This is a genomic window from Halovivax sp., assembly GCA_007119345.1.
Taxonomy (GTDB): domain Archaea; phylum Halobacteriota; class Halobacteria; order Halobacteriales; family Natrialbaceae; genus Halovivax.
In genome coordinates this window covers 1-13,500 of record SKPV01000085.1, presented here as the reverse complement: position 1 = coordinate 13,500, position 13,500 = coordinate 1, and the positions used below count along the sequence as shown (strand labels likewise).

Sequence of the window (13,500 nt, the reverse complement as noted above, 5' to 3'; positions counted from 1 at the left end):
AGGTACCGGTCCGAATTATTTTCTGAGAAAAACACTCACGATCTTGTGACGGCGTGTGACACCGATCGGTGTGGCAATAAGTCACAGTGATCGACAATGAGCAGTCACACACGGGACCAGGATCCGACCGAGCAGCGGGAGGAATCGAACCGATACACGGCTTCGGAAGCGGCCGGGCTCCGGGAGGACGCGTTCGGGGACGGCCCGGTCGATCGCCGCACCTTCCTCGGCCTCGCGGCCGCCACCGGCGCAGCGCTGGCGTTACCGAGCACTGTCGCGGCCGACGAGGTGACCGACGACGCGATGTCCGACGAGTTGGAGTTCGTGGTCAACTACTCGCGGGCGGATTACGCCGCACCGACTGTGGTCGAGTTCGCCGACGGGGACGCGCTCGCGGCCTTCGCCGACGAGTACGAGGAGCCGATCGACGAAGATCTCTCCCGGGCTCCACAAGCGGTGACGCGCGAGGAACCGACGCCCGCCGCTCACGCTCACCTCACGGCCGAGGAGGTCTCGCACGTCCTCGAACGGGGCGGCGTCGAGCACATGGACTTCGCGCCAGGGGCGAACCCGTTCTGGACGCTCGAGGAGCCGTACGCCGACGGCGTCTTCCCGCCGGTCGAGGAGGCGCGCGACTACATTTCCCACCGGGAGACGGACGCGGCGATGAGCCACCTCGAGGAGACCTACCCCGACCGAGTGAACTTCCAGGTCATCGGCCACGGTCCGGGACACGACAACCAGTACACGGGCGAGGATCCCGATCCGCGGGACGTCTACGTGGTCGAGGTCACGAACGACGTCCGGGACGAGGAGTCGTTCCGGGAGAAGGAGAAGGCCGTCTACCTGGTCGGCATCCACGGCGACGAGCGCCAGGGCGTCGAGGCGGGCTGTCGGATCATCGAGCAGGCCGCGAAGGGCGAGGCCGACGATTTCAATCCCTTGCTCGACGACGTCGTGCTGGTCTTCATGTTCGTCAACCCGGACGGCTGGGTGGTTCGCAAGCCCCAGTTCGAGTTCGTCAACCCGAACACCGGCGAGCAGGTGTACAACTTCCAGCGCGGGAACGCCTCCGGCCTGGACACCAACCGACAGTACCCGACCATCGGCTGGACGAATCCGGCGTTCTGGCCGGCCGAGCCGGAGGGCGCGCCCGAGGTTCGTCCCGGGTACGACGTCGGGTACGAGGAGGTGGTCCCGGACGCGCTGGCGAACGTCGCCCACCTCCGCCAGTACGAGAACGTCACGTTCCTCTGTGATTACCACGGTATGTTCGCCTCCGACTGGTTCGTCCTGAACCTGGAGACGAACGCGCCGTTCGACCACGACGGGACCCACGAACTCGACCAGGTCAACGTCCGTATCGGTGAGGGGATGGACGATCACTGGGGCGGCATGGAGGCGATCCAGAACGACGTCGATCGCGTCGCCACCGACCGGTACGGCTACGATCCCGACGGCGCGCCGTTCAATCCCGAGGGGCTGTTCAACTGGGGGACGATCTACGACTCGATCGGCTACCAGGTGACCGGCGCCTTCCTCGGGTGGGCCGGCATGCCCGAGGAGTGGGGCGGGCTGGGCGCCCGCACGGTCGCGCCCGAGATGTCCTGGGCGAACAACGGCACCTACGACGAAAAGGAGTGGAAGCCCTACATCGCACGCCACCAGACGACGGCCTACCGGATCTCGATGCGCGAGTACGCCGAGATGGCCGCCGCCGAGAACGAGGCGACCGTCGTAACCGGCGGGAAGGAAACCGCGTACCTCTCGACCGACGAGCTGACGCGCTCGTCGGCGGACCTCTCGCACACCGACGAGCGGCCCGGGCGAGGCGGCGGACGCGGTCAGGATCGCGCCACGGAGGTGCGCCGCCGCCACGACGCCGTCAGGCCGGGGCCCGACGGCGCGGCGAGCGTCGCCTCGGACGAGCGGACGCACTCGTTGGCGGTGCGGCTCCACGCCCACGGCGTCAGCGAGGGCGTCGTCAAGGTGCGAAACCCCGCCGGTCGGATCGTCCACCAGGTCGACCTGTCCGAGACGGACGAGCGCGCCTGCTGCATGGGCGAGCGAAACCACCTCTACGTGCCCGACCCCGCGAACGGCGACTGGACCGTCGAGTGCGACGGCGAGGACGAGGTCGACGTCGACTTCGTCGCCCTCGAGACCGACGAGGAACACCCCGATCCCGAGGAGGTCCTGGGTTACACCCAGCGGGAGTACGTGGTCAACCCGATGCAGTTCTTCGAGGACTTGGAACCGTTCCTCGAGGACGGCTCCATCGACGGACTTCGAGTCCACGACGTTCGCACCGGCCGACTCGTGCGCGGGCGGTCCGGGGAGCGCCGGTACGATACGTTCGTCGTCTCCCACGACGTCGCGAGCGACGATCCCGAGTACGTCGAGGCGATCGAGGAGTTCGTCGAGGCGGGCGGCGACCTGGTGCTCACCGACGCCGGGGTGAACCTGCTCGCGGTGCTCGACGTCGGCGACGCCGCGGCGATCGGAGACGAGGACCTCCGCGAACTCGAGGTGCAGATCCCCAACCTCGTCGGCCGGGACTTCGACCACCCGCTGCTGACCGACGTCCGGGAGATACAGCGGGAGGTGTGGAAGATCTCGCAGGTCGGGTACACCACCGGCAACGACTCGCCGGCGACGATCGTCGACGACGACGCGGCGGCCGACGTCGGAATGGACGTCGCCGGTCGGATGGAGCAGTGGGAGGGCTCCTGGTGGGATCCCGAACTCGCCGACGCGGGCGTCGCGGCCGGGACGGTCGCCGCCGGCGATGCGGAGATCGAGGTCATCGGCTCCATCCTCCCACCGGCGAACCAGCGCGAACTGCACCCGTTCGGCATGGCGGACTACGCCCTGTCGTTCTTCGGTCACACGCTACTTTGCAACGCGCTCGGGTTCGAGCAGCGCCGGTACACCGACGGAGAGCTCGTCGGAACGTACGGAACCGTCCGCTGATCGACGCCGTCGAACGATGACGCTCAGAAGAACGTGAACAGGTCGTCCCGGTTCGCCTCGTGGAGGTGCGTCCGGACCGCCTCCGTCAGCGGTTCGATGTTCCCGCGCTTGGCCGTGATCGGCGCGATCGTGTCCCGCCACTGCTGCCAGGGCGGATAGAGCCCCAGGCGGTCGCAGAGTTCGTCGAGGCGCTCGTCCCGGTCGTCGACCTTGTCCATCTTGTTCACGGCGACGACGACGGGAATCTCGAGGTCCCGGAGGAAGTGAAACATCTCGACGTCGTAGGGGATCGAGTCCGGTCCGGAGTGGCGGTCGATGATCTCGACGGCGCTCTTGCCGTCGACGACGAGGACGCCGACGAAGATGCGGTCGGCGTGTTCCTCGAGGTAACGGACGATGTCGGTCTTGATCTGCTCTCTCCGATCGGCTTCGACGCCGCTCATGAAGCCGAACCCCGGCAGGTCGGTGAGGACGAAGTCCTCCGACGCCCAGTCGTAGTGATTCGGCTGCCGGGTGACCCCCGGCTTCTGTCCCGTGTCGAACGAGTGGCCGGTCAGTTCGCGCATCAGCGTCGACTTCCCGACGTTCGACCGGCCGACGAGGACGACCTCCGCGTCGCGGTCGGGACGAGTCTCGAACATGACCGTCTGTAGGTCCGTCGCCAGTGATAAGCGTCGCGACGGGTGGTGAGCACGGGGACCGATCTCGCGGCGGTTCGTGACGATGACGACGAGTAGGCCGAACTGAACCGTCGACCAACCGATTCCACGTCGACGAGTCCGGCCGACCGACGGCCCGGCCCGGGGCGCGTCCCGGCGAACCCGCGAGCCACAAGTTTCGGGACGACCGCGCCCGCCAACGATGGAAACTGACCGAAGCGTCCCGCCGTTCACGGGGTGGTCGTCACCGGCGCCCGTGAACCCGCGGTCGCGTGTAGTGAGAGACTCCCCTCGGCCGACACGGCGGATCGCCCGCCTCGGCGCGACCGCCCGTCGGCCGGTGAGTCGACGAGCGCCGGAAGACGGGTGCGCTCGCGAACCCGTTCGGCCGCCCGTCGGCTATCCAACGGCGGTCCGGTACCGACGTTCGTCGGCCTGAAGCCGGCGACGGTCACCGCGCGACGGTCCCAGCGCAATCGAAGCCGGAAGCTTCGAGTCCACACTGCCTTCCCGTCTACGGGTTTCGATGATCGAAGTAAGCGACCCGTATCGGCAATCGATATGACTTCGAGAGTTACGGGGTCGGAATTTAGGACGCGATAACTAACCCCTCTCCCGGACGGGTATCGAGTATGGTTCGGTCCCTGAACCGACGGACGTTCGGAATCGGCCTGGTAACTGCCCTCCTCCTCCCGCTCGCGGGATGTAACGACGAAGAGGACGACGGACTCGACGACGAAGGAGTGGACGACGGGATGGACGACGATGACGACGGCATCGGCGAAGACGACGACGGGATGGACGACGGCGATGACGACGACGGAATGGACGACGACGATGACGACGACGGAATGGACGACGACGATGACGACGATGACGGCATGGACGACGGCGATGACGACGATGACGGCATGGACGACGACGATGACGACGATGACGACGATGGCGTCTAACGTCGACTGATCCGCGGACGCGGTCGATTTCTGCAGCGCGCCGAGACCCGTCGGGCCCGATCGCTCACGCGGGTCCGGCAGAACGCCGCCGGAGCGACCGGTGCGCGTCGCCCCGGCGGTCGGACCCCGCACGTACCGTGCCGGGCCCGGAATTATGGCCGTCGGGACCGTCAGTACGGGTGTCTTGCGGCTCGTACAGCTGACGGTGCCGACGGGGTCGCGCGAGGCGATCCTCGACACCCTCGACGACCGCGGGATCGATTACGTCGTGACCGACGAGGAGAGCGGCCGGGAGTACACGGCCGTCGTCTACTTCCCGCTCCCCGGGCCGGCCGTCGAACCCGTGCTCGACGAACTCCGCGACCAGGGCGTCGAGGAGGACGCCTACACGGTCGTCGTCGAAGCGGAGACGGTCGTCTCGCGGCGATTCGAGGAGCTACAGAAAGAGTACGAGGGCGGCGGCGTCGAGGCCGACCGCATCTCCCGCCAGGAACTTCAGGCCGAGGCGCGGGATCTGACGCCGACGCTCGACGTCTACGTGACGCTGACGGTCGTCAGCGCGATCGTCGCGACGGCGGGGTTGCTGCTCGACTCGCCGGCCATCGTCGTCGGCTCGATGGTGATCGCCCCGCTGATCGGGCCGGCGCTGGGCGCGAGCGTGGGCTCGGTGCTCAACGACGAGGGATTGTTCCACAAGAGTCTCAAGTACCAGGCGATCGGCGTCGTCGTCGCCATCCTCGCGGCGGCCGTCTTCGCCTGGCTGGCCCGGGTGACGAACGTCGTGCCACCCGGACTCGATCTGATGGCGGTCGACGAGATCTCCGAGCGGCTGGCGCCGGACCTGCTCGCGCTCGCGGTCGCGCTCGGCGCGGGCGTCGCCGGTATCGTGAGCATCTCGACGGGGATCGGCGTCGCACTGGTGGGCGTGATGATCGCCGCGGCGCTCATTCCGCCGGCGGCCGCGGCGGGGATTGCCATCGCCTGGGGCGAACCGATGGCGGCGATCGGCTCGACGGCGCTCGTCTTCGTCAACGTCCTCTCGGTGAACCTCGCCGGACTGGTCACGCTCTGGTACGCCGGCTACCGGCCCGAGCGGCTGTGGGACTTCGGACCGACGGAGAAGCGAGTCCGGCGCCGGGTGCTCGGCCTCGTGGGGATCGTCGCCGCCTTCACGGCGCTGCTCGGCGCCTTCACCTACTACTCCTACGTGGCGGCGACGTTCGAGGAGGATGCCCGGGAAGAAGTCGAGGACGCCCTCGAGGACGACGCGTACGCCGAGTACGAACTCATCGAGCTCTCCGTCGTGATGGACCAGGATTTCCCGTTTCGCGAGCCCGAGCGGGTCGTCGTCAGCGTCGGCGGTCCGCCCGGCGAGGTCGACCCGGAGCTCGCCGCGGAGATCCGGGCTCGGATCGACGGACACGCGGACGAGGGCGTCGAGGTCCAGATCCGGTACGTCACCCTCGTCGAAGAGGGGGCGGCGGACGACGGCCGGTAGGGTTGTGCCCGCCGGAGGGCTTTTTTCGTCCACCCCCGAGATCGTCACCAGTGCGCGAATCGATCGTCCAGTTGCTCCTCTTCGTCGCGGTCGTCCCAGTAGCGGGGCTGTTCGTCGGGACGACGGTCACGTAGACGGCTATCTTCGCGCAGTCGGTCGACAGCGAGGGCGAGTCGGTCGGCGGACGAGATCGACGCCGAGATCGCGATCGTCAACGACGAGGCCGTCGACGCCCACGACGCCGAAAACGAGACGACCGCGCTCTACGTCGAGAACGTCGGCGGGTCGACGCTCGACCCGGACGGCCTCGACGCGGTGCTCGGCGGCGAGTGCGTCGACTCGGTCGAACGGTCCGTGCCGAACGGTGACCGCTGGCGGAGCGGGACGGTCCTCGAAGCGCGCCCGAGCGCACCCCTCGATCCCGGCGACCGGCGCGATAGAGCAACGACGATTAGAGCGCGACCGTCGTCGAAACGGATTTTCCACTCCGGCGACAACCCCCGGGCATGGCCACCAACTGGACGGATCCGTACCGGGTCGGCATCGCCGTCGGAATCGGACTCGCGATGGTTGGCGTCGGCGCGTACCTCGCGAGCGAAGAGCCGCACTTCACCGCACTCATTCCGGCGTTCCTGGGGGTCCTCTGCGTCTTCCTGGGGCGACTCGGACTCGCGAGCGACCGGGACCGGCTCGCGACCTACGGGCTCGGCCTGCTCGCGCTCGCGGGCGCCGGCGGTTCGATGCGTGCGCTCGGCGACATCGCGACGCTGCTCACCGGTGGGAACGTCGACAGCGCGGTCGCGACCGGCGCACAGGGGCTGACGATCCTGCTGTCGCTGGTGCTGCTGGTCGCGGTGGCGGTGGCGATACTGAACGAGCGCCGGTAAGCGTCGGCGCGCTCGGGGAGCGAGCTCCGTCGTGGGTTTACGCGAGGAGGGGGAGGTCAGTCCACCGTCACGGTCTCCCAGTCGTGGTCGCCGTGGGCGCCCTCGCGATCCCTGGCGCTCGGCGCCACGCGGATGAACTCGGCGGTTTCGCGGGCCTCCTCGATGGTGTGGGCCCCGGCGTAGCTCAACCCCGAGCGGATGCCGGCGGCGAACTCCGCGGCGACATCCGCGAGCGGTCCCTTGTACTCGGTGAGGCCCTCGACGCCCTCGTCGGCGTCCGGGAGTTCCGCCGTGTCGCCGCGGTCCTCGTTCGCCGCGGTGGTCGCCATCCCGCGCGAGCGCTTGTACCGGACGCCGTCGACCTCGACGACCTCGCTCGGCGCCTCCTCGGTGCCGGCGAAGAGGCTCCCCATCATCACCGCGTCGGCGCCCGCGAGCAGCGCCTTCACGGCGTCGCCCGAGCAGCGGATGCCGCCGTCGGCGATCGCCCGGACGTCGGCGTCGCGGGCCGCCTCGGCGCAGTCGCTGACGGCGGTGAGCTGCGGGACGCCCGCCCCCGCGACCCGGCGAGTGGTGCAATGGGAGCCCGGGCCGATGCCCACCTTGACGCAGTCGGCGCCGGCGTCGGCCAGATCGGCGACGCCAGCGGGGGTCGCCACGTTCCCCGCGACGAGGTCGACGTCGGGGTACTCCCGCCGGATCGCGCTCACCGCGTCGAGACAGCGCTCGAGGTGGCCGTGGGCGACGTCGACCACCACGCAGTCGGCGCCGGCCTCGAGGACGGCGCCGGTCCGCTCCAGGTAGGCGCCCGCGACGCCCACGGCCGCCCCCACCGTCGCGCCGGCGTCGGCCGCCCGCTCGACCTCGACGGCTTGCTCCCCGATCGTCGCGAAGCGGTGGATCGTTCCCATGCCGCCGACCGCCGAGAGGGCGATCGCCGTCTCCGCCTCGGTGACCGTGTCCATCGGCGCCGAGAGCAGCGGGTTCTCGAGTTCGATGCCGTCGGTGAGGTGCGTCGTCAGGTCGACCTCGTTCCGACTATCCACGGGCGATCGCTGCGGGACCACCAGCACGTCGCCGTAGGACAGACCGGTTCGGATGGCGTCCATTCCGCACAAGGTTAGGCGATGATCGGACAAAAGCGTGGCGCAGGCGACGGGGCGACGATTTCTAAACCGGGTCCGGCCGCGCCCTCCCGTCGACGCGCCCGCCGGGGTCCTCATCCCTCGAACGGCAACTCCGGCTCGAAGCCGATCGCTTCGACGGCCGCCTCGAGGACCGCCTCGACGTTCTCGCCGGTTTCGACGCTCGTTCGGTAGTTGACGTCCGCGTCCGCCGGGAGGTTGTCGGCGTCGAACCGATCGGCCTTGTTCGCCACCGTGAACACCGGGATCTCGAGCGGCTCGAACCGCTCGACGATGGCGTCGCGCAGCTCGAGCTGGCTCTCGAGCGGGTAGCCGCACTCGCCGCTCGGATCGAGAAAGACGAGGACGCAGTCGGCCAGGTGCTCGATCGCGCTGACCGCCTGGGACTCGATCTCGTTTCGCTCTTCCGGCGGGCGGTCGAGCAGCCCCGGCGTGTCGACGATCTGGTGGCGAACGTGCTCGTGCTCGAAGTGGCCGACGCCGACGCCTTTCGTCGTGAACGGGTAGCTCGCCGTCTCGCCGCGGGCGCGGGTGACCGCGTTGACGAACGAGGACTTGCCCACGTTGGGGTAACCCGCCACCACGACGGTGGGTTCGTCGGGGTCGATCTCCGGCAGGTCCCGGAGCGCGTTGCGGGCGTCGTTGATCGCCCGGAGGTCGTCGTCGACCTGCTCGACGACGTCCGCCAGCCGGGCGAACGCCTGTTTTCGGTGCTTGCGGGCGGTGTCGACGTCCGTCTTCCGGAGCTTCGCGTTGTACTCGTCGCGGATCTCGTCGGCCTTGCGGCTCGCCCAGGTCACCCGCGAGAGCGACTGGCGCAGCTCGTCGACCCCGGAAGGCGCATCCGCGCCTTCCGTGCCCTCCGGGTGTGACCCGGAGACGTCCACGATCGCGTCCGCCAGCTCGTAGTAGAACGGGTGGACGTCGTCCTCGTACTCGAAGTCGGGCCACGAGGTGACGACGTTCTCCAGGTTGTCCGAGACGATGTTTGCGGCCGTCTGGAGCATCGACTGCTGGGCCTCGAGGCCCTGGCGCGCCCGGCCCGCCCGCGACGCCCGCGAGAACGCCTTGTCGATCAGCTCTTCCGACGTCGGCGTCGTCGGAAGGTCCTCGAAAATCATGGACGGGGATTGGTGGGCCGCCCATAAAAGGACGTTCGTTGCGCGGCGACCGCTTTTGCCCGCTCGCGCCCTCGCTCGCCCATGACGGATTGGCGCGCGGTCATCATCGGCTTCCTCGTCGGCACCGTGGTCGCGATCTTCGGCATCGCCCTCCCCGGCGTCGGCCAGCTCGTGGCGGGCCTCGTCGCCGGCCTCGTCGCCGGCTACCTCGCCGGCGGCGGCCTCGGCCGGGGCGCCTGGCACGGCCTCCTCGCCGGGGCGCTCGGCGGCATCGTGGGCGGCCTACTGCTGGCGGTTGCCGTCGGGATCGTCGGCGTCGCGGGCGGCCCCGCCGGGGCCGTCTTCGGGGGCGTCCTCGGCGTCGGCATCTTCGTCGGGGCGGTCCTGATCGCGATGGTGATGGCCCTCGAGAGCGCGGTCGCCGGCGCGGTGGGCGGCGCGTTGAACCCCGATCGGGGGCGTCCCGGCGGACGATCGCCGTCCCGGTGATCGACTCGGGACTAAATTGACCTGTGGCCAAATCGAGCCGGAACCAAATCGAGCCGGGGCCAGCGCGTTTTCGCCGCGTCGTGCGCGGACGATCGCCCGGAAGCCGTCGGCGTCCGGACGACCGATCCTCGACGCCGACCCGTTATTCCAGTTCGCCTACAAAAACTCGATCCCGGAAAGAGTGAGTACCGGCGGCGCCGTCGGAACGACGTAATGGGACCCGATACGCTCGCCCGCGAGGGCCGAGTCGCGGCGGGAACGGACGTCGACGCGTACCTGCGACGGATCGGCGTCGATCCGGAGACCGTCGTCGAAACGGATCTGACGACCCTCGAGCGGCTCCAGCGGGCCCACGTCGCGACCGTCCCGTTCGAGAACCTGGACATCGTCGGCGACTCGCTCGACGGGTGGGAGCGGTCGACGGTCGTCCTGTCGACGCCGGCCCTCCACGAGAAACTCGTCGGGGCGGAACGCGGGGGCTACTGCTTCGAGCTCAACGGGCTGTTCCACCGACTGCTCGACGAACTCGGCTTCGACGTCGACCGCGTCGCGGCGCGGGTCGTCACCGAGGAACGCCCTTCCCCGCCGGCGAACCACCACGCCAACGTCGTGCACCTGGATCGCCGGTACGTGGTCGACGTGGGGATGAGCACCCCGGTCATGCGCCGCCCCACCCCGCTCGACGGCGAGTCCCGAGCGGACGCCGTCGGCGTCGAGTGGCGCGTCGTCGAGAGCGAGCGACAGGACGCGGCCTACTGCACGCAGTTCCGGACGCCGAGGGACGGGGCCTGGTCGAAACGCTACGTGTTCGGCGACGCCCCGCGCGAACTGCACTACTTCGAGGCGACCAACGACTACCTCCAGCGGGCGCCCGAGTCGCCGTTCACGGGCGACCCCATCGCCTCCGTCGCCACCGACGAGGGCCACCGGAAGCTGGTCGGGGACACCCTGATCGAGACGGCGGGCGACGAGACCCGCGAGCGCACCGTTTCCGACGACGAGTTCGACGAGATCCTGGCACGCGAGTTCGGCATCCGCGGGCCGCCGTCGTTCGATCCGTGAATTCCCACCTCGCGGGAACGATCGCCGCCATCCATAGCCGATCGACGCCTCGATTCGATCACGAGCGCCGGGTCGATCGGCGAGCGCGTTCGACGGACATGACCGACACACCACTCTCGAGACGGGCGCTCCTGGTGGCGGGCGCCGTCGCCGTCGGGACCGCCGCCGCCGGCTGCAGCGACGGCGGGGATCCGGAGTCGGGCGCGTCGGACCTCGACGAGTCGCTCGCCGTCGCCAGCGCCACCCAGTACCAGGGCCCCTCCTGCGCCTGCTGCGACGAGTACCCGCCGTACCTCGACGAGCACCTCGACGGCGAACTCGCGGTGGAGGTCTTCGACGAGCAGCAGGCGCTGGCGGAGCGCAAGACCGAACTCGGCGTCCCCAGGGACCTGTGGAGCTGCCACACCGTCGTTTTGGACGGGTACGTCTTCGAGGGACACCTCCCGGTCGAGCCGATCGAGGCGTTCCTCGAGGCGGAACCCGACTCCCTCGGGATCGCCTTGCCCGGGATGCCGACCGGCTCGCCGGGCATGGGCGGGGAGAAAGACGAGACGTGGACGATCTACGAATTCTCCGCGGACGGGAGCGCCGAGGTCTTCACGGAGGTATGAGGAGACCGGTCGGCGGGTCGGCTTCGCCCGCTCCGGGCCGCTGACGGACGATCACTCGTCAACCTGCGTGTGTTACCGTCGCTGCCACGGGTAGACGGCGCGCGCCGTTACCGGCTCGGCGGGTTAGTCGCAGTGACCGCCGTCGCTGTGGTGTTCGTCGTGGTGGTCACCGTGGTCGCCGGCGTGGTGGGCAGCGTGGTCGCCGGCGTGGTGGGCAGCGTGGTCGCCGGCGTGGTGATCCCCAGGTACGTGATCCGCGACGCCGTCGTGCATCCGGTCGAACAGGGTCCGGTCGTCGTCGCCCGCGTCCGCGGTCACGATCGCGACGCCGCCGAGCAAGCCGATCGCGACGATCACCGCGAGCAGAACTCGAAGGGATGGTGCTGTCATGGTACTCGGTCGGTCGTACGTCGTCCCGTCGGTTGAGCGTGCGGTCGTGAACCCGCGGACGAGAGCGTTCGAGAACGTTTCTCGGCGACGCTAATCGTTTCTCACCGAGGAAATCGTTCGTGCGGCCGATTTTCGAAGGCCTCGGTCGGAATTCATTGGGGTCGGTCGATACCGCCGGCTCACCGCTCGTCGAGATCGTCTGCGGGATAGACGCGGTACGTTCGACCCTGGCGCTCGCGGTAGAGTAACCCCCGCTTTTCGAGGCCAGTTACGGTCTGGCTGACCTTACTCTTGGAAAAGTCCGACCGGTCGCGGAGTTCGATCTGGGTCAGTCCGGGCGACGCGATGACGGGCTCCAGGACCCGACGCTCGTCCGCTGGCAGGACGTCGAGCACCGCTGGCCGATGGAGCGACTCGCCCGCCGTCGACTTCGACGAGTCCGACCCGCCTGGCTCGTCGGCAGCGGGGTTCGGATCGGCTGCGGTATCGACCCCGTCAGGGTCGGATCCGGCCGAAAGCGTCGGTTGCCCGTCGGGCGCTCGACCTTCCTCGGTCGGTATCCGGTCGCGGACGAGCCAGTAGATCCCACCGACTGCCGACGCGACGAAGACGGTAGCGAGCAGGACCCAGACCGGATGCGGCCCGTGGACGGCAGCGTCGTGACCCATCATCTCACCGTGGGCCTGGGCCTGCCGGTAGGTCTGCCAGGCGGCACCGACGCCGATGACGAGGATCCCCGCCACGACGATGGCGAGGGCGAGATCCAGCCTGGTTCGCGTCACGACTCTCTCGGAACCTTACTCGCAGACGGCCCTACGTGTTACGCTTCCGGTCCGCGTTTCGGGCTTCGAGCGTCGTTATTCTGGCGAATCTGCCCGAATCGGTTCGTCATCGGATCGGGTGCGGATCGTCGCTGCCTGAACGGTGTCCGGATATTTTGTATTCGCGTCGTGTACGGTCGAGTATGGCAACCGACGACGCGGTACTCCGGGCGATCCTGCTGATCGTCGCCGCATTCCTGCTGATACCGCTCGTGATGATGGTCGTGATGATGCCGGTGATGGGCGCCGGCCACGGCTGGATGTGGGACGGCGCCGTCGGGGGCTGGTGGTGGTTGCTGCCGTGGCTCGTCACCCTCGCGATCCTCGTCGGGGTCGGCTACCTGCTGTACGCCACCCTCTGGGGCGGTGATGGCGGGACGGATCCGGCCCTCGAAGAGTTGCGGACCGCGTACGCCCGCGGGGACCTCACCGACGAGGAGTTCGAGAAGCGGCGGGAGCGACTCGAACGGGGCAGGTGACGACGATGAACGGCGGGTCTCGCGGCCGGTCCGACGCGTCGGGGCGGGAATCGGACGCCACCGCCGGTCGCGGAACGCCGACCGACGCGTACTGCTCGTGCTGTCGGGTCTGTGACTGCTACCGGGACGCGCCCGGCGCCCGCGAGAAGTCGGACGAGGTCCGTGACGAGCACGATAGCGACGACCGCAGCGAACACGAAGGCGGCGACGGCGCGCACGTCGACCACTCCGACCACGAGGAGATGTTCAAAACGCGGTTTGTCGTCTGCCTCGTCCTCTCGCTGCCGGTGTTGTACTACAGCCCGATGCTCCAGGAGTGGTTCGGCTACGCCGCGGTGACGGTCCCCGGGAGCGCGCTCGTCGGCCCCGTCCTCGGGACCGTCGTCTTCCTCTACGGGGGCGTCCCCTTCCT

Annotated in this window: 13 protein-coding genes and 1 pseudogene; 9 read left to right on the top strand and 5 right to left on the bottom strand. The window is 69.0% G+C overall.

Annotated features, from left to right (window positions below; all coding sequences use genetic code 11):
• The first annotated feature begins 96 nt into the window (after positions 1 to 96).
• Positions 97 to 2,973 (top strand): M14 family metallopeptidase, encoded by a 2,877-nt coding sequence (locus tag QZT59_RS05860; RefSeq protein ID WP_290812691.1) that lies wholly within the window; start codon positions 97 to 99, stop codon positions 2,971 to 2,973.
• Between the two features lie 23 nt (positions 2,974 to 2,996).
• Here the strand turns inward: QZT59_RS05860 and engB are convergent, their stop codons facing one another.
• Positions 2,997 to 3,614: a GTP-binding protein EngB gene (engB, locus tag QZT59_RS05855; RefSeq protein WP_290812688.1), complete on the bottom strand. Its 618-nt coding sequence runs from the start codon at positions 3,612 to 3,614 to the stop codon at positions 2,997 to 2,999.
• A gap of 650 nt (positions 3,615 to 4,264) precedes the next feature.
• On the opposite strand from engB, the gene QZT59_RS05850 reads away from it, so the two are divergent.
• The 3 genes from QZT59_RS05850 to QZT59_RS05840 all read left to right on the top strand — a co-directional run bounded on the left by QZT59_RS05850 (position 4,265) and on the right by QZT59_RS05840 (position 6,970).
• Positions 4,265 to 4,585, top strand: a complete 321-nt coding sequence (locus QZT59_RS05850) for a hypothetical protein (RefSeq protein WP_290812686.1) — start codon at positions 4,265 to 4,267, stop codon at positions 4,583 to 4,585.
• A gap of 184 nt (positions 4,586 to 4,769) precedes the next feature.
• A complete protein-coding gene (locus QZT59_RS05845) occupies positions 4,770 to 6,083 on the top strand; it encodes a TIGR00341 family protein (RefSeq protein ID WP_290812683.1) in 1,314 nt (437 codons plus the stop codon).
• Between the two features lie 506 nt (positions 6,084 to 6,589).
• Positions 6,590 to 6,970, top strand: a complete 381-nt coding sequence (locus tag QZT59_RS05840; protein WP_290812681.1) for a hypothetical protein — start codon at positions 6,590 to 6,592, stop codon at positions 6,968 to 6,970.
• 56 nt (positions 6,971 to 7,026) lie between these two features.
• Here the strand turns inward: QZT59_RS05840 and QZT59_RS05835 are convergent, their stop codons facing one another.
• Together QZT59_RS05835 and QZT59_RS05830 are read right to left on the bottom strand one after the other, a co-directional pair.
• Positions 7,027 to 8,079, bottom strand: a complete 1,053-nt coding sequence (locus tag QZT59_RS05835; RefSeq protein ID WP_290812678.1) for a guanosine monophosphate reductase — start codon at positions 8,077 to 8,079, stop codon at positions 7,027 to 7,029.
• Positions 8,080 to 8,189: 110 nt separating this feature from the next.
• A complete protein-coding gene (locus QZT59_RS05830; protein WP_290812675.1) occupies positions 8,190 to 9,236 on the bottom strand; it encodes an NOG1 family protein in 1,047 nt (348 codons plus the stop codon).
• An 81-nt stretch (positions 9,237 to 9,317) separates the two neighbouring features.
• On the opposite strand from QZT59_RS05830, the gene QZT59_RS05825 reads away from it, so the two are divergent.
• The 3 genes from QZT59_RS05825 to QZT59_RS05815 all read left to right on the top strand — a co-directional run bounded on the left by QZT59_RS05825 (position 9,318) and on the right by QZT59_RS05815 (position 11,398).
• On the top strand, positions 9,318 to 9,725 hold the full coding sequence (locus QZT59_RS05825) for a DUF5518 domain-containing protein (protein WP_290812672.1): 408 nt from the start codon (positions 9,318 to 9,320) through the stop codon (positions 9,723 to 9,725).
• A 213-nt stretch (positions 9,726 to 9,938) separates the two neighbouring features.
• On the top strand, positions 9,939 to 10,787 hold the full coding sequence (locus QZT59_RS05820) for an arylamine N-acetyltransferase (RefSeq protein WP_290812669.1): 849 nt from the start codon (positions 9,939 to 9,941) through the stop codon (positions 10,785 to 10,787).
• 98 nt (positions 10,788 to 10,885) lie between these two features.
• Entirely contained in the window at positions 10,886 to 11,398 is a 513-nt protein-coding gene (locus tag QZT59_RS05815) for a DUF411 domain-containing protein (protein ID WP_290812666.1), read from the top strand.
• A 123-nt stretch (positions 11,399 to 11,521) separates the two neighbouring features.
• On the opposite strand, the gene QZT59_RS05810 is transcribed toward QZT59_RS05815, so the two are convergent.
• Both QZT59_RS05810 and QZT59_RS05805 read right to left on the bottom strand, forming a co-directional pair.
• Positions 11,522 to 11,788 (bottom strand): hypothetical protein, encoded by a 267-nt coding sequence (locus QZT59_RS05810; protein WP_290812663.1) that lies wholly within the window; start codon positions 11,786 to 11,788, stop codon positions 11,522 to 11,524.
• A gap of 179 nt (positions 11,789 to 11,967) precedes the next feature.
• Positions 11,968 to 12,570: a MarR family transcriptional regulator gene (locus QZT59_RS05805; protein ID WP_290812660.1), complete on the bottom strand. Its 603-nt coding sequence runs from the start codon at positions 12,568 to 12,570 to the stop codon at positions 11,968 to 11,970.
• A gap of 182 nt (positions 12,571 to 12,752) precedes the next feature.
• On the opposite strand from QZT59_RS05805, the gene QZT59_RS05800 reads away from it, so the two are divergent.
• Both QZT59_RS05800 and QZT59_RS05795 read left to right on the top strand, forming a co-directional pair.
• Positions 12,753 to 13,088, top strand: coding sequence for an SHOCT domain-containing protein (locus QZT59_RS05800; RefSeq protein WP_290812658.1), 336 nt, complete (start codon positions 12,753 to 12,755; stop codon positions 13,086 to 13,088).
• 5 nt (positions 13,089 to 13,093) lie between these two features.
• Positions 13,094 to 13,500: pseudogene (locus QZT59_RS05795) on the top strand (heavy metal translocating P-type ATPase); the annotation flags it as partial.